This is a genomic window from Bacillus basilensis, from assembly GCF_050630465.1.
Lineage (GTDB): Bacteria > Bacillota > Bacilli > Bacillales > Bacillaceae_G > Bacillus_A > Bacillus_A basilensis.
In genome coordinates this window covers 88,567-105,205 of record NZ_JBNTQO010000016.1, presented here as the reverse complement: position 1 = coordinate 105,205, position 16,639 = coordinate 88,567, and the positions used below count along the sequence as shown (strand labels likewise).

The window sequence follows — 16,639 nt, the reverse complement described above, 5'->3', positions numbered from 1 at the left end:
TTGTTTAATCAAATTTTAATTTCTTTAATGCTTCTGCAAATGGATTGTTTAATGGTTCTTCTTCTTTGTTCTGTTGTTTCATATATTTTTGAACGTCGCGCTTATCAGCTTTGTTTCCAGATTCCTTTTTACGTCTCTCTTGGAATGTCGATAATTTCTCACGATAGCCACATTTACATGCGAAGATTTGTCCAGCACCTTCACCACGTAATTCTAATTTTTTCTTACACTGAGGACAACGAGCGTTTGTTGTACGAGATACATTTTTACGATGACCACATTCACGGTCTTGGCAAACGAGCATTTTTCCTTTTTTGCCGTTTACCTCTAGCATTGGTTTACCACAGTCTGGACAAGACTTTGTTGAAATGTTGTCATGTTTATATTTTTTATCACTCGATTTAATTTCAGAAACAATTTCTTTCGTATAGTTCTTCATTTCTGAAATGAATACTTCTTTTTTCAGTTTACCCTTTGCAATTGCCTCTAGCTTTTGTTCCCACTCACCAGTTAGTGTAGGTGATTTTAACTCTTCTGGCACTAAATCAAGTAACTGACGGCCTTTTGAAGTAATGTGAATATCTTTACCACGTTTTTCAATTAAAAACGAATTGAATAGCTTGTCGATAATATCAGCTCGTGTTGCTACAGTACCTAATCCACCAGTTGATTTTAACGTATCAGCAAGTTGTTTATTTTGCGTATCCATATATTTTGTAGGATTTTCCATTGCTGAAAGTAAAGTCGCCTCGTTAAAACGTGCAGGTGCTTTCGTTTGACCGGATGTTTGCATAATTAACTTTACAGTTAATGTATCGCCTTTTTCAATGCGAGGTAAAAGTTGCTCTTTTACGTCATCAGTCACATCATCATCTTCAAAGCGATTTTCGTATACTTCTTTCCAACCGGCATGTAGAATAGTTTTTCCGCGTGCAATGAACGTTTCATTGCCGACTTTTGTGCGTAATGTTAGTTGTTCGTATTCGAATGCTGGGAATAAAACAGCTAAGAAACGTTTTACAACTAAATCATAAATTTTGCGTTCTTTATCTGTGAAGGCTGAGAAGTTAACGTATCCTTCTGTTGGAATAATTGCGTGATGATCGCTTACTTTACTATCATCAACAAATGATTTATTAGCCTTGATAGGCTTTTGTAATACTTTATGTGCTAAAGGACGGTATTCTCCGACACCACATGCTTTTAGACGTTCTGGAAGTGTTCCAACGATATCAGATGAAATATAGCGTGAATCTGTACGAGGGTACGTTAACACTTTATGTTGCTCATACAATTTCTGCATAATGTTTAATGTTTCTTTCGCAGAGTAACCGAACTTTTTATTTGCATCACGTTGTAATTCAGTTAAATCGTAAAGACCAGGAGAGAATGACTTCTTTTGTTTTTTATCAATGTCTATAACAGTGGCATTTTGTTTATCTAAAACTTTTACGATGCTATCAATTTTTTCTTTATTAAAACTACGGCTATTGCCATTTGCATCTTGCCACGTTAGTTTTAGTTGATTTGTTGTTTGAGCTTCAATGCCGTAATAAGTTTGAGCTTTGAAGTTCTTTATTTCATCTTCACGATTAGCGATCATAGCGACAGTAGGTGTTTGTACACGGCCGCAATTCAGCTGGGCATTAAAGCGAGTCGTTAAAGCTCGAGTCGCATTAAGACCGATATACCAGTCAGCTTCTGAACGCGCAACTGCTGAAGCATATAAATTGTCATATGCCTTACCTGGTTTTAAATTTGCAAAACCATCTTTAATTGCTTTGTCAGTAACGGATGAAATCCATAGACGTTTGATTGGTATGTTAACTCGAACCTTATCAATAATCCAACGAGCGACCAATTCTCCTTCACGCCCAGCGTCTGTTGCTACAATAATTTCATTTACATCTTTTCTAAGAAGCTGACTTTTTACAGCATTAAATTGTTTTCCTGTTTGTTTAATAACCGTTAATTTCAAACGCTCAGGTAGCATCGGTAAATCTTCTAAATTCCACTTTTTATATTTCACATCATAGTTTTCTGGATCTGCTAATGTAACAAGATGACCTAAAGCCCAAGTTACAATATATTTACTACCTTCAAGGTAGCCATTTCCTTTTTTATCACACTTCAGTACACGCGCAATATCTCGTGCAACAGAAGGTTTTTCAGCGATTACAACGCTTTTTGACATATTTAAAACATCCTTTCAAAATTCCATACGTTAACTATAGCATACATCTTCTTGAGATTCAGTTTCGCTCCATATTTGAGCGGTTTTTAGTGGAATGAACAAAACACCCACTGATTAAAGTTTCACTTGATTATGCTTATTGTTTTATAGGTTGCTTCTATATTAAATAGAAAAGTAAAGAACTTGTTATTTTATTAGAATAAGAGTAGACTTTGAAGTAGATGAATAATAAACACATGGGAGTTTGTGGATGCAAACTGAGAGTATGACTAATCCGTCATTGACCATTTGAACCTGTTGGATAATGCCAGCGTAGGGAGAGTGTAAAAGCACATGTTCAGGCACTTTGCGTACGCGCAAAGTGCCTTTTTGTGTATCTCCCATCACTATAGTTAGGAGATGAAAAGGATGAATATGAAAGAAATTAGTAAAGTAGTGGATTTGGTGAGAGAATCTAATCCGCTCGTTCATAATATTACAAATGTTGTTGTCACAAATTTTACAGCTAACGGTTTGTTAGCGCTAGGAGCATCGCCTGTAATGGCGTATGCAAAAGAAGAAGTGGCAGAAATGGCGAGTATTGCTGGAGCGTTAGTATTAAACATGGGGACACTACGTCCTGAAGAAGTAGAAGCGATGTTACTTGCGGGTAAATCAGCAAATGTAAACAATGTACCAGTACTGTTTGATCCAGTTGGTGCAGGAGCAACATCGTATCGAACAGAAGTTGCGAGACATATTCCGGCTGAAATCGAGTTAGCGATTATCCGCGGAAATGCAGCTGAAATAGCGAACGTTATTAATGAGAAATGGGAAATTAAAGGGGTAGACGCTGTTACTGGAAATGGCAATGTCGTAAGTATTGCAAGGCAGGCAGCGGATGAATTGAATACCGTTGCGGTAATTACTGGAGAAGAAGATGTTGTTACAGATGGAGAGCGAACTATTGTTATTCGAAATGGCCATCCTATTTTAACAAAGGTTACAGGAACAGGGTGTTTACTAACTTCTGTAATAGGAGCATTTGTAGCGGTAGAAAAGGATTATGTAAAGGCAGCTGTAGCAGCATTAACATTTTATGGTGTAGCTGCAGAACTGGCAGCTGCTAAGACGGTGGAAAAGGGACCTGGTAGTTTCCAAATTGAATTTTTAAATCAGTTAGCGAATACCACTTCGGGTGATATTGAGAAGTATGGGAAGATTGAGGAGTTAAAGTAAGGGGATGAAAAACATGATGCGCATTGAAGCAAAGAGAATGTCTAAGTTATTACAAGTGTATTTTATTATGGGAAGTAATAACTGTACGAAGGATCCGTTAGCTGTATTGAAAGAAGCGTTAGATGGTGGAGTGACACTTTTTCAGTTTCGTGAGAAGGGTGAAGGAGCTTTAATCGGAGAAGATAGAGTGCGCTTTGCAAAGGAATTGCAGGCGCTTTGTAAGGAATATGGTGTTCCTTTCATTGTAAATGATGATGTAGAATTAGCCATTGAATTAGATGCAGATGGCGTGCATGTTGGACAAGATGATGAAGGAATTACTACTGTTCGTGAAAAAATGGGGGATAAAATTATCGGTGTATCTACACATACAATTGAAGAAGCGAGCTGGGCAATTGAAAACGGAGCTGATTATTTAGGCGTCGGTCCGATTTTTCCAACGAGTACAAAAAAAGATACGAAAGCAGTTCAAGGAACGAAAGGTTTAGCTCATTTTAGAGAACAAGGAATTAGGATACCGATTGTTGGTATTGGTGGGATTACAATTGAAAATACAGCTTCCGTTATAGAAGCGGGTGCGGACGGCGTTTCAGTTATTTCAGCTATTAGTTTAGCGGAATCTGCGTATGAAAGTACGAAGAAATTAGTAGAGGAAGTAAGTAAGGGTTTGTAGAAAAGGGAACTGTACACACATAGTAAAGAACAGAATGGACAGTTAAAAATATTTAAACAAACGTTTGATTAAAAAAGCACAAACCCTTTAAAATTGCGGGTTTGTGCTTTTTCTTTAAGACATAATTGATATTAAGAGCATTCCAATTCCGATAGAAGTGAATGTTGCGATTAGGCCGGGAATCATAAAGCTGTGATTTAAAACATATTTACCAATACCTGTTGTACCAGTGCGATCAAAGTTAATCGCAGCAACGATTGTTCCATAGTTTGGAATGAAGAAGTATCCATTTACTGCAGGGAACATAGCGATTAGTAGTGCTGGTGGAATACCGAGTGATAATCCAAGAGGCATTAAAGCACGTACTGTTGCTGCTTGGCTATATAGTAAAATAGATAGAATGAATAATGCGATGGCAAATAGCCATGGTGCACTTGTTACTAGGTGCTGAATTGATCCTTGAATCATATTTAAGTTTCCGTTAAAGAAAGTATCTCCCATCCAAGCAATCCCGAAAATAGCAACAACTGCTGTTGCACCCGCTTTAAAGACGTTACCAGACACGATGCTTTCTACATTTGGTTTACAGAAAATAATAATAAGAGCTGCGATCGTTAACATAACCATTTCAATTGTGTTTGGCATGGAAAGACGGGCTAACTTCCCATCAACTATCCATCCTGGACGAAGTGCTTCAAATGAACCGAGAAGTACGACAAGGAAAGTTCCTAATAGGAAAAGGATAACTGATAATTTAGCGCCTTTTACACCGACAAATTCTTTTTTCTCTTCAATCTTAGGAATCATTCCTTCTTTTAATCGTTTCAAGTATTCAGGGTCTTCATTTAATTCTTTCCCCATTTTGCTAGCAACAAATGCAGCTACCATACAAGCGATGAAAGTAGAAGGGATACTTACTTTTAAAATATCTAATAAGGTGATTTTATAGTCAGCTAACATTGCTAGAAGTGCAACTGTTGCAGCTGATATAGGACTAGCTGTAATTGCTTGTTGGGAAGCGATTACGGCAATTGACATTGGTCGTTCCGGTCTAATCCCGGATTCGCGAGAGACTTCTGCGATGACAGGAAGTACAGAATAAGCAACGTGACCAGTTCCTGCACAAAGTGTAAATAAATAAGTAACAATTGGAGCAAAGAATGTAATGCGTTTTGGATTTTTTCGTAATGCTTTCTCGGCCAGATGAACAAGGTAGTCCATTCCTCCAGCGGCTTGGAGTGCACCAGCAGCTGTAATTACTGCTAAAATCATAAGCATGACATCAATAGGAGGAGCTGTAGGTTGTAAGTGGAAGACGAAAACAAGTATTGCCATACCAACGCCACCCATTACTCCTAGACCAACTCCGCCTAGACGTGCGCCAATAAAAATGCAGAGTAGTAACGTAAGAAATTGTAGCCAAAACATGATAAACTACCTCCGAAATTCATTAGTTAAGGTATATTTGAATAATTTAATTTGAATGAAAATTAAAATAAATACTCAAAATAATCCTTGTGTTATATACATTTTTTATTATATAACACAAGAAATGTAACATTCACGTACTTTGTTAAATTATTTCGAAAAAATAATACGTTAAAATTTTACATTTGTATCTCTAAATAGGTAGACATTTTAATTTTAATGTTGTAATCTTTTGTAGAGAATAATTTAATTCTCATAGAACTCCCATATCGTTCAACTCGTTCAGCGAGAAAGGCAAACTGATGGAAACATTAGGACGCAAAACTACAGGAGCTAAGGCCGAAAGGCTATGCTAGCCAGTTACCGGACGGATAGGGTTGGTCTTGACCAATGCTCTTTTCATTGGTCTTTTTTTATTTGCAAACAAATGAGAACCTTTATCATTTATTGAGGTTTATATTTTAATAGTTTTACTTTCTATTAAGTTAATTAAGAAGGGTGATGTTAATGAAAAAGCATTGGCATAAGTTGTCGTTTCTTCAAAAAAATGTATTATTAACTGTGTTAGTTATTTTGACGCTTGTTGGTACTATGGGAGCGTTAAGTTTTAACATGTTTCAAAATAGTATGATGTCTATATTTGAAAGGCATTCTTTTGAAACAGGAGATACGGTATTACATAAATTAGACGAAGAAATAGTGAGAGATGTTACAAAAGACCCAGTGGCACAAAGAGAAAAGAGAGAGAAGTTAACAGAGAAATTAGATGAAGCAACGGAAGAATTGAATAGTGTTGGACAAACGTATATTGTTGGAGCAAAAAAAAATGAAAAAGGTGAGTTACTAATCGTCGACTTGTCTACAGACTTAGCAAATGTTGTTGAAGTAAGACCGGGAGAATATTATAAACAACCAGATCTTTGGATGAAAGCATACGATAAGGTAATGAGCACGAAAAAAGCAAACATGACAGTAGTATATGAAGATCTATTAGGATCATGGGTAACGATATTAGAGCCAATTAAAGATGGAGACGGAAATATTGTGGCAATTGTTGCAGCCGATGTAGATGCGTCTATTGTTCCTAGTACAAAGGAAAAATTCATTATACAAGGTTTAATGTTTATTTGTATTTCTGTTTTAATTGCAACTGTTATTCAATTCTTAATTGTACGTAACGCACTTGCTCCATTGCGAGATTTACGTGAAGGGTTGCGCAAAGTCGGTGAAGGTGATTTGAGTATTAAATTAGAGGAAAGACCAGATGATATTGGTATTATTAATGCGTATTTTAATAATACCATCGAGAAGTTTAAAGGAATTGTAGATAAAGTGAAGCAGACAGCCGAACAGGTTTCCTCATCTTCAAAAGAATTGTCAGTGAGTACGAAAGAGAATAGTATGGCAGTTCAAGAAATCGTAAGTTCTATGGTTGGGGTAAGAGCGGGCAATCAGTCACAAGAAACTTCAGTACCAAAGTATTTAGGTATTGTATATGAAATGGAAGATAGGATAGAAGAGATAACAAATGCTGCAGAACAAATGACGGAAGAGTCTGAAGGTATGGAGCATCATTCAGTAAAAGGAAATGGTGTTATTGAACAGGCGATTAATCAAATGAACATAATACAAAATACAGTACAGGATGTATCTTCTATCATTTATTCTTTGGAAACAAGATCAAAAGAAATTAATGATATTGTAACTGTAATTACAGGTATTTCAAACCAAACTAATTCGTTAGCTTTAAATGCTTCTATTGAATCCTCACGTGCTGAGGAAACTAGAAGGGGATTTGCCGTTGTTGCTGATGAAGTGCGTAAATTAGCAGAGCAAACGGAAGCATCAGCAAAAGATATAGCAAAATTAATAGGGGAAACACAAGCTGAAACGGAAGAAGCTGTTGTTTCAATGCAAAAGGCTTCAAAAGAAGTAGAATTTGGAATTAAACTTGTTCGAAGTAGTGGTGCCTTCTTTGAAAAAATTTCAAAATCAGCACAATCTGTTACAAATCAAGTTAGAGTTGTTTCTAGCAATTCAAGTGATATATTGCAAAATAGCGAAAATATTGTTCGTGTTGTAAATGAACTATCACATATCGCAAATATGTATGCGAATAGTAGTAGTAATATTGAAGCGAGTATGAAAGAACAGGAAATGTCTGTACAGGATATTGCTGAATTAGCGAGTTCTTTAAGCTGGCTTTCACAGGAGTTACAAGAGTTAATTGGAGAATTTAAAAGTTAACTGAAATGATTATACATGCTTTTGTTTGTTCAATAAAATAAATCATGCTACAATGAAAACGAATTAAGGACCGGGGAGCCAATTGGCTGAGAGGATGTAAGCAAACATCGACCCTCAACCTGATCTGGATAATGCCAGCGTAGGGAGTTACTTAAAGTGATGTAGCATATGTTATTCTATAATAACTTGCATACAAGGCTTTCCTACGTAGTAGGAAAGCCTTTTCTTGTTTTAAAATTTAATTTCAGAAGGGGGATATTATTATGTCACAACAAGTTACAATGTCATTTTCAGTAGTACCACAAGCAAAAACAAAAGATGTATATTCTGTTGTTGATAAAGCAATTGAAGTTGTACAACAATCGGGAGTTCGTTATGAAGTAGGAGCAATGGAAACAACGCTGGAAGGAGAATTAGATGTACTTCTTGATGTCGTTAAACGTGCGCAACAAGCTTGCGTGGATGCTGGAGCTGAAGAAGTGATTACTTCTATTAAAATCCATTATCGTCCAAGCACTGGTGTAACGATAGATGAAAAGGTTTGGAAGTACCGTGATGAATATGCAAAACCAGAAGCAATCTAAAATAATTACAACAATTTGGCTTATCCTTCTCATTGCAATATGGGAAGGATCTGTTTCATTATTTAAAATTGAACCTTGGATTTTACCAAAGCCTTCTGCCATTGTTCAAGAATTAATTGGAATGAAGGATTTACTATTACCGAATACGATGCAAACGTTACAAGAGGTTATAATTGGACTATTTTTTGCGATTTTAATTGGGACAAGTATTGCAATTCTTATGGACGTTATCCCTTTATTTCGTATTTTAATAAATCCGTTGCTTGTTATTTCGCAAACGATTCCAATCGTTGTACTTGCACCGTTATTTATTATTTGGTTTGGATATGGAATGCTACCGAAAGTAATGGTAGTAATACTCGTTTGTTTCTTCCCGATTGCGCTTAGTATTTTAGAAGGTTTTCAAACGGTAGATAAAAATATGTTGAAGTTGTTGCAAACGATGAAGGCAACGAAATGGCAAGTTTACCAGAAAGTAAAGTTTCCGGCAGTGCTTCCATACTTTTTCTCTGGTTTGAAAATTGCAGTTACATATAGCGTCATGGGAGCGATTATTGGAGAATGGCTCGGTGCCAGCGAAGGGTTAGGAGTTATGCTTACGAGGGCTACAAAATCCTTTTTAACTGCCCGGGTATTTGGTGTTGCAGCAATTATTGTCATGGTGACATTATGTCTGTATTTTATCGTGGAGTTTATGGCAAGAATAACAGCACCATGGATATATAGAAAGGACGGCAGAAAATGAAAAAAGGTTTAAAAGTTATGTTGGCTGCCTTATTAGCAGTAGGTGTGGTTGGATGTAATCCGGCGAAGAAAGAAGAAAGTGCAAGTAAAGATCAAAAAGTAAAAGTAGTATTAGATTGGTTTCCGAATACGAATCATACTGGTTTATATGTAGCACAAGCGAAAGATTATTATAAAAAGCAAGGCTTAGATGTAGAAATTATTCAGCCTGGTGACAATGTAACAGCAGAGCAAATGATAGCTTCAGGAAAAGCTGACTTCGCAATAAGCGCACAAGAAAATGTAACGTTGGCTCGGGTGGAAGGTATTCCTGTTGTATCTGTAGGGGCGATTATTCAGCATAACACTTCAGCTTTTGCGTCACTTAAGAAAGATAACATGACTTCACCGAAAAATTTTGAAGGCAAACGTTACGGAGGCTGGGGAGGACCAGCAGAAGAAGCAACGTTAAAGACAATTATGGAGAAACATCAAGCTGATTTTAATAAAGTCGAAAAAATCATTTTAGGACAAACAGACTTCTTTAAATCAATTGGCCGTGATGCTGATTTCGAATGGATTTATTACGGTTGGGATGGTATTGAAGCGAAGCGTCAAGGAAAAGAGTTAAATACAATTATGGTGAAAGACTTAGATCCAGCGCTCGATTTCTATAGCCCTGTTATTATTACAAGTGAAAAACATACGAAGCAAGATAAAGACTTTGTGAAAAAGTTTATGAATGCAACGACAGAAGGGTATAATTTTGCAATTAAAGAACCAAAAGAAGCAGCGGATATTTTAATTAAAGCTGTTCCGGATGTGAATAAAGAGTTAGTGCAAGAGAGTCAAAAGTGGTTAAGTACGAAGTATCAAGATGATGCAAAAGCATGGGGAGTACAGAAGGAAGAAGTTTGGACGAATTACATGAATTTCTTATATGATAACAAAGTTATTAAGAAGAAAATTGATGTGAAAGATGCCTTTACAAATGAGTTCCTTCCAAGTGAAAAATGAGTGGATTACAAATAAAAGATATTGTGAAATCTTTCGATGGAAAGAATGTATTAGCAAATATTAGTGCTTCTATACGAGAGGGAGAATTCGTTTCCTTTGTAGGACCCAGTGGTTGCGGGAAAAGCACATTATTAAATATGATTGCAAATGTTGAAAATCCAACAAGTGGGAACGTAACGTATAAGGATAAGCAAGTACAAGAGCAAGATGCTGTAAGTTATATGCCGCAACAAGATTTATTGCTGCCATGGCGATCAGCTTTGCAAAATATCGTTCTTCCGTTAGAAATCGAAGGGAAGCTGAAAAAACAAAGGCTGGCAGAAGGAATGGAAGCGTTGAAGCAGTTTGAACTAGATGAATATGCAGATCATTATCCAGATGAATTATCAGGTGGAATGCGTCAAAGAATTAGCTTCCTTCGCACATATTTATGTGAAAAGCCAATTATGCTACTTGATGAGCCTTTTGGAAAATTAGATGCCTTTACAAAAATGGAAGTACACAGCTGGCTTTTAAACTCTTGGCACCAAGAGAAGCAAACAATCGTTATGGTTACACATGACTTAGATGAGGCAATCTTGCTATCGGATCGCGTATTTATTTTATCTCAAAGACCAGCGTCAATAGTTGGTGAGGTAAAAGTGAAATTACCTAGGCCACGAACGATGGATATGTTAACATCGCTTGAGTTAAAGAAGGATAAGGAAGAAATTTTGAGAGTATTAGCTCCTTATATGAAAAAATAGAAAAAGTCTTTTAACAGTTTTTTGTATAATTACTGTTAAGAGGCTTTTTCTATAGGAGAAGAAGGAACAAAGGAAAAAATAGAGAATAGAATATAACAGAGTAGTTTATACTCTTAATATAACAAATGCTAAAGGAGTGAAAGGATAAAATGACTTTATCAACTGTTCTTCAAATGGTTTTAGCTTGATGTGGGAGAAGTCTGCCCATTTTTAACGATTAAGCTAAATTGAAGACAGCAGGTAAAGAACCTTAATCCTTTTTTACGATAATATGTAATGGGTAAGGTGTATTCACCTTACCCATTTTTTATATGCACAATTAAATAAGGCTTTATACTGTCGCTCTCTCTTATTTAGCTTATGGATGATAAGTAAAGGAGAGAAAAAAATGAGTATATTAACAGTAGAAAATTTAAGTCATTCGTATGGTGAGAAAACCATTTTATATAATACGTGCTTTCGATTATTAAAGGGCGAGCATGTTGGGTTAGTAGGGAAAAATGGAATTGGAAAATCAACATTGTTAAGGATTTTAACAGGAGAACTTATACATGATGATGGGAACATTGAATGGTTTCCGCATGTGAAGGTAGGTTTTTTACAGCAGCATATGGATTTACAAGAGGGGATAACGATTGAAAGATATTTACAAAGTGCATTTTCTGATTTGTATGCGATTGAATGTGAGATGTTAAAAATTGCTGAAGAAATGAATGGAGCAGGAGAAGTAGAAAAACTGTTAGTAAAGTATGGAGAATTACAAACTATATTGGAAAGTTCTAATTTCTATCAAATTCATACAGAAATTGAAGAAGTAGCAATTGGTTTAGGGTTGTTTGAGGTAGGTTTGGAAAAGGATGTTTCAAAGTTAAGTGGAGGACAACGAACAAAGTTATTACTTGGGAAGCTCCTTTTAGAAAAAGCTGATGTTTTATTGCTAGATGAGCCAACAAACTATTTAGATACAGCTCATATAGAATGGTTGCAATCATATTTGAGACTGTATGAAAAAGCTTATGTAATCATTTCACATGACGAAGTATTTTTGAACAGTATTACGAATGTTATTTATCATCTAGAAGGAGGGAAAGTGAAGCGATACGCAGGAAATTATGAAAAGTTTGTGCAAAGTTATCAAGTGCAAACGAAACAATTACAATCGGCGTATACGAAACAACAAAAAGAAATTGCTCAGTTAGAAACATTTATTCAAAAAAATAAAATTCGAAAAGCGAAACAGGCTAAAAGTCGAGAGAAAGTGTTAGAGAAAATGCAAAGGGTTGAAAAGGTTAATCATGTAACTCAAACTCGTTTTGATTTCAATGTTTATGAGGAGCCAGTGAGTCGTATATTGCAAGCTGAGAAACTAAGGATAGGATATAGTGATCCGTTATGTCCAGAGTTGAATTTACAAGTGAAAAAGGGAGAAAAGATAGCGATTGTTGGTCATAATGGAATTGGAAAAACGACGATGTTAAAAACGTTATTAGGTCAAATAAAACCGCTAAGTGGTTCAATTTCTGTTGGAGAACGAGTAAATCCTGCTTATTTTGCACAGGAGGAGTTTGCTTCAGAAACAACACCATTAGAGAAAGTTTGGGCAGAACGACCAGATATGACAAAGAAAGAAGTGCGCCAAGCATTAGCAAAGTGTGGATTGAAAGAAGAACACGTATTAAAACCTATTCGTTTATTAAGCGGCGGAGAACAAACGAAAGTACGTTTATGTGAACTTATCGTAACGAAAAGCAATGTTTTAATTTTAGATGAACCAACTAATCATTTGGATATAGAAACAAAGAAGTCCTTGCAGGAAGCGTTACAACAATATAAAGGAACAGTTTTACTTGTCTCACATGAGCCTTCTTTCTATGAAGCATGGATAACAAAAGTATGGAATATAGAAGAATGGAACGTTTAACAGTATGAATAAAGAAAAGGCATTAGCTTATATAAGCTAATGCCTTTTCTTTGTGATTAACATGATTTTCGAGAACTCTTACATGAGAATTGTATGAAGAAGCACTCTTATGGTGCGCTTATAAGCGTGCTTTTTCTTTTGTTATGTTTATATTTATAATAATACTAGATGCCTTTCCCTAATAGGCGACTATCTTCTTTTATATATATAGATAGTTTGGAATGGAATGAAAATAATTCCTATATGTAAAGGATAATGTGATTACTATAGGAAGACAATAGAACTTAAAGGAAATTCATGTAAAATTCAGATGAACTTCACATGAACTTCATATTAGAAACTAAATATAAATATAATAGGTTATTGTAATACTAATTTATGATTTTTCATAAAATTAAAAGTTTGAATTTAGGATAGAGCACTCAAACCTAAATTCAAACTTTAGTGAAATAATTAAGGGATGTTACCTTTAGTTTTCGCTAATGGATGCATTTACAAGTTCGGCGGGATTACCTGTTCCTGCCCCTCCGATTGTAACCGATCCACCAGGAGGAATTTCACCATTCCATCCTGCATTCGTAATTACGTAATGATTATTTATTTTACTACTAATTTTAGAATCCCAAACTTGCGTTAAATTGCCGTTATAATCAAATTCTAATTTCCAGTTTTTAATAGGGATCGTCCCGGTATTTTTAATTATAATCGAGAAGTTGTAACCACTTCCCCAATTGGAAGTGACTGAAAAGGTAGCATTGCCATTTCCACCAGGAGGTGTCGTATTAGCATCATCTGTTTTAACTGTAATAGCGGTAGGTTGCGACTTATTTCCAGCAGCATCTTTGGCAATTACTGAAAATGTGTATTCTGTATTAGGTTTCAAGTTTTTAATTGTAATGCTATTTATTGTTGTACTCCATTTTTCTTCTCCGGCAGTAATTTCATATTCAGTAACTCCTACGTTATCAGTAGATGCAGTCCAGTTCAATTGAACTGAGTTTGAATTTTTATTTGTAACAGCAATATTTTTTGCGTTTGTTGGTGGCTCAGTATCTTTTTGAGTAATAGGTCCACCCAGTAATTCTTTTACTAACGTATCAAGTAATTTAGGTCCACTACAACTATATTTTGGACTTGTACGGCAATCCCCACTTAATTCCCAAAACATTGCTCCACTTAAACCTTTCGTTTTTATATAGTCTGTTTTATATTTCATAGATTCATTGTCATCGTAGCTAATAAATGAGCCTGTAGTCGCGTTATATAAATAAGGTACTTTCGCTACATCGTTCCAGTAGCGAACAAACCCATTTTTATTAACATAATTAGCTGCTAAATCACCATAATCGTACACACCTGTGTCACCGGTAGAATAATCATCCCAAGTACCTTTAGAGGCTAGCTTTCCATCACTACCTGGTTTACAAGGTTGGTATTGTCCGTTATTTTCTTTTCCACAACTCTTCCATCCACGTCCGTAAAAAGGTACACCTAATACGAGTTTATCCGCTGGAACACCTTCATTTGTATAAATGTCTATAGCACCATCTACGTAAAATTTCGTATCCGCTGCTGGGTCATTTGGATCTTTGTATAGAGCTGCATTATGGTTAGAAGTAGGTTCCCATCCACCATGGAAGTCATATGTCATAATATTAATCCAATCAAGTATTTGAGAGATTTTCTTTAGCTCTGTATGATCAGCATAACGTTGGCTTGCACCTGAAGCGATTGTTAGTAAATATTGTTTACCATCTTCTGCACCAGCTTTAGTTAGTGCATTTCGAACATCTTGAAGAAGTAGAGTGAAGTTTTGCTTATCTTCAGGACGATAACTACCACCAGGAATCGTTTCAACGCCAGGATATTCCCAATCTAAATCAACACCGTCAAATCCATATTCGCGTAGGAAATCGACTGTAGATTCAGCAAATACTTTTCTTGTTTTTTCATCAGCGGCCATATCAGAAAAGCGGTTAGACCAAGTCCAGCCACCAACGGAAATAATTGTTTTTAAGTGTGGATACTTAGCTTTTAATCGTTTCAGTTCTCCGAAATTTCCGCAGCGGGCGTATTTATCACAATCTTCCCAAGTTGCCCCTGATCCTGGATAAGATTTTGTGACGTCAGCCCATGGTTCACCTAATACGAGAGTACCATTAGGAACTTCTTTATTTTGCAGTGGTACACCAGATTCTTTACAGTTCCACGTTTGTTTATTTGGATTATCAGGATGTGTAGAAGGATTTCCATGTTTTCCATTCCAGCAAATATCAGCAAATGCATAGTTTAGATGAGTGAGTTTTGATGCATCAATTTCTGCAACTTGATAATTACGTCCGTAAATGCCCCATGAAGGAAAATACCCAACAATTTTTTGACCTTGCTTTGGTGAATCTGCTAATGCGAAGTTTGGAGTAATAAAGTTTGTGAGAAAAAGAGGTAAGAAGAGTAGTAGGGATAGTAATAGCAGTGTGAATTTTTTTGATTTCATAGCCATTTCTCCTTTCAAAATAAAAGATATATTTAAAGGCATGCGCCAATAAATCAAAATGAATCTAGATGTATAAATCATCTAGATGAAAATGATCAGACATCACGAAGTCTATACAAGAAGCTAGGGATGATTAAATCGTAACAAATGTAAGATTTAGTGTAAACGCTTTATTCGATTCGGAAGGATTTTCTCAATATAAAAAGGCTTGAATACAAACTGTATATGAAAATGAAATATTTGTGAGGTAGAAAATAGCGCCTTATAAATAAAATTGAGAAAATATTGTATGAAGTCGATTTCTTATGACGTAGCAAGATGAGAAAATATCATGTAAAATAATAGTAAAAATATGTAAAGGAGGGAATAGTGTGGATGTGTTTTTGAATATTGCTGAAGAAAAAATTCGTCAAGCAATACGGAATGGTGACCTTGATAATATTCCGGGAAAAGGAAAGCCACTACAATTAGAAGATCTTTCGATGGTACCTCCAGAACTTAGAATGAGTTATAAAGTTTTAAAAAATGCGGGAGTGATTCCCCGAGAAATGGAACTACAAAAAGATATATTAAAAATAGAGGATTTAATCGCTTGCTGTTATGATGAAGAAGAGAGAAAAAAATTACAAGAAGAGTTAACAGCAAAAACACTACGCTTTCAGCAGGTAATGGAAAAAAGAAAGATTAAAGACAGTTCAGCATTTCGTATGTATCAAGGTAAAGTATTTCGTAAACTACGTTAAGAGGGATAAGATGAATAAATTTGAAACGATAGAAGAATTAGCAACATACATTGAAGAACAACCATTAGTACTTCTGTTTATTAAAACGGAAAATTGTGGTGTTTGTGATGTTATGTTAAGGAAAGTAAATTACGTATTAGAGAATTATGATTACGTGGAGAAAATAGAGATATTACTGCAAGACATGCAAGAGGTTGCGGGGCGATATGCAGTATTTACAGGTCCAACAATTTTATTATTTCATAATGGAAAAGAGATTCTTCGTGAATCGCGTTTCATTTCACTTGAAAATCTAGAGAGAAGCATTCAATTATTCGAAGATTAAGGGAGGGATCTATATGGAATTTATTATTTTCATACTATTATTTGTTGTAATTGGAATAATCGTAATAGCGGTTCGTTCAAACAAAAAGAAGGTAAATCTTGCGAAACAAAATAATATACACAATGCGTCTAATAGCTCATCACCATTATTTTTCTTTGCTGGATCGGATAATGATGGCGGTTCACATGATTGTGGAGGATCTTCTGGTGGAGATAGTGGAGGTAGCTGCGATGGCGGCGGCGGTGGCGATTGATGAGAATACGCCTTATATAGGCGTATTTCTTTTTTAAACAAACGTTTGATTAGATGGCTTACATATGCATAAA

The 16,639-nt window shown here is 35.6% G+C and carries 14 protein-coding genes and 3 riboswitches; of the genes, 11 read left to right on the top strand and 3 right to left on the bottom strand.

The genetic code is table 11. The features are described 5' to 3' along the window. Positions 1-4: 4 nt before the first annotated feature. Positions 5-2,194 carry a DNA topoisomerase III gene (topB, locus tag ACQVV1_RS23430; protein WP_242256585.1) on the bottom strand — a complete coding sequence of 730 codons (2,190 nt, stop codon included), beginning with the start codon at positions 2,192-2,194 and terminating at the stop codon, positions 5-7. Between the two features lie 226 nt (positions 2,195-2,420). Continuing rightward, positions 2,421-2,530, top strand: a riboswitch (TPP riboswitch). Between the two features lie 72 nt (positions 2,531-2,602). Between topB and thiM the strand changes: the two genes are divergently transcribed. Continuing rightward, the gene (gene thiM, locus ACQVV1_RS23425; RefSeq protein WP_242256582.1) at positions 2,603-3,412 is read left to right on the top strand and encodes a hydroxyethylthiazole kinase; all 810 of its coding nucleotides are present in this window, start codon (positions 2,603-2,605) and stop codon (positions 3,410-3,412) included. Between the two features lie 13 nt (positions 3,413-3,425). Next, the gene (gene thiE, locus ACQVV1_RS23420; RefSeq protein ID WP_242256581.1) at positions 3,426-4,085 is read left to right on the top strand and encodes a thiamine phosphate synthase; all 660 of its coding nucleotides are present in this window, start codon (positions 3,426-3,428) and stop codon (positions 4,083-4,085) included. 114 nt (positions 4,086-4,199) lie between these two features. On the opposite strand, the gene ACQVV1_RS23415 is transcribed toward thiE, so the two are convergent. Beyond that, complete coding sequence (locus tag ACQVV1_RS23415; protein WP_242256580.1) at positions 4,200-5,513, bottom strand: anaerobic C4-dicarboxylate transporter family protein; 1,314 nt, start codon at positions 5,511-5,513, stop codon at positions 4,200-4,202. A gap of 283 nt (positions 5,514-5,796) precedes the next feature. Then, a riboswitch (cyclic di-GMP riboswitch) is annotated at positions 5,797-5,881 on the top strand. Between the two features lie 139 nt (positions 5,882-6,020). Between ACQVV1_RS23415 and ACQVV1_RS23410 the strand changes: the two genes are divergently transcribed. From ACQVV1_RS23410 to ACQVV1_RS23385, 6 genes are all read left to right on the top strand, one after another. Beyond that, on the top strand, positions 6,021-7,760 hold the full coding sequence (locus ACQVV1_RS23410; protein ID WP_242256578.1) for a methyl-accepting chemotaxis protein: 1,740 nt from the start codon (positions 6,021-6,023) through the stop codon (positions 7,758-7,760). Between the two features lie 61 nt (positions 7,761-7,821). Continuing rightward, a riboswitch (TPP riboswitch) is annotated at positions 7,822-7,923 on the top strand. A gap of 100 nt (positions 7,924-8,023) precedes the next feature. Beyond that, entirely contained in the window at positions 8,024-8,344 is a 321-nt protein-coding gene (locus ACQVV1_RS23405) for an MTH1187 family thiamine-binding protein (RefSeq protein ID WP_000082906.1), read from the top strand. After that, a complete protein-coding gene (locus ACQVV1_RS23400) occupies positions 8,316-9,089 on the top strand; it encodes an ABC transporter permease (RefSeq protein WP_001057157.1) in 774 nt (257 codons plus the stop codon). Before ACQVV1_RS23405 ends, ACQVV1_RS23400 begins: the two co-directional genes overlap by 29 nt. Further along, positions 9,086-10,084 carry an ABC transporter substrate-binding protein gene (locus ACQVV1_RS23395; protein WP_242256576.1) on the top strand — a complete coding sequence of 333 codons (999 nt, stop codon included), beginning with the start codon at positions 9,086-9,088 and terminating at the stop codon, positions 10,082-10,084. The genes ACQVV1_RS23400 and ACQVV1_RS23395 overlap by 4 nt, the downstream gene beginning before the upstream one ends. After that, complete coding sequence (locus ACQVV1_RS23390) at positions 10,081-10,830, top strand: ABC transporter ATP-binding protein (protein WP_242256574.1); 750 nt, start codon at positions 10,081-10,083, stop codon at positions 10,828-10,830. Before ACQVV1_RS23395 ends, ACQVV1_RS23390 begins: the two co-directional genes overlap by 4 nt. A 388-nt stretch (positions 10,831-11,218) precedes the next feature. Then, positions 11,219-12,751 carry an ABC-F family ATP-binding cassette domain-containing protein gene (locus tag ACQVV1_RS23385; protein WP_063221633.1) on the top strand — a complete coding sequence of 511 codons (1,533 nt, stop codon included), beginning with the start codon at positions 11,219-11,221 and terminating at the stop codon, positions 12,749-12,751. 469 nt (positions 12,752-13,220) lie between these two features. Here ACQVV1_RS23385 and ACQVV1_RS23380 read toward each other — a convergent pair whose 3' ends face one another. After that, positions 13,221-15,245, bottom strand: coding sequence for a glycosyl hydrolase family 18 protein (locus ACQVV1_RS23380; RefSeq protein WP_309259656.1), 2,025 nt, complete (start codon positions 15,243-15,245; stop codon positions 13,221-13,223). Positions 15,246-15,616: 371 nt separating this feature from the next. Between ACQVV1_RS23380 and ACQVV1_RS23375 the strand changes: the two genes are divergently transcribed. The 3 genes from ACQVV1_RS23375 to ACQVV1_RS23365 are packed head-to-tail and all read left to right on the top strand — an operon-like array spanning position 15,617 to position 16,566. Next, a complete protein-coding gene (locus ACQVV1_RS23375; protein WP_431169585.1) occupies positions 15,617-15,988 on the top strand; it encodes a DnaJ family domain-containing protein in 372 nt (123 codons plus the stop codon). 10 nt (positions 15,989-15,998) lie between these two features. After that, positions 15,999-16,313, top strand: coding sequence for a thioredoxin family protein (locus ACQVV1_RS23370; RefSeq protein ID WP_242256567.1), 315 nt, complete (start codon positions 15,999-16,001; stop codon positions 16,311-16,313). Between the two features lie 13 nt (positions 16,314-16,326). Further along, positions 16,327-16,566, top strand: coding sequence for a hypothetical protein (locus tag ACQVV1_RS23365; protein WP_431169583.1), 240 nt, complete (start codon positions 16,327-16,329; stop codon positions 16,564-16,566). Positions 16,567-16,639: the final 73 nt, after the last annotated feature.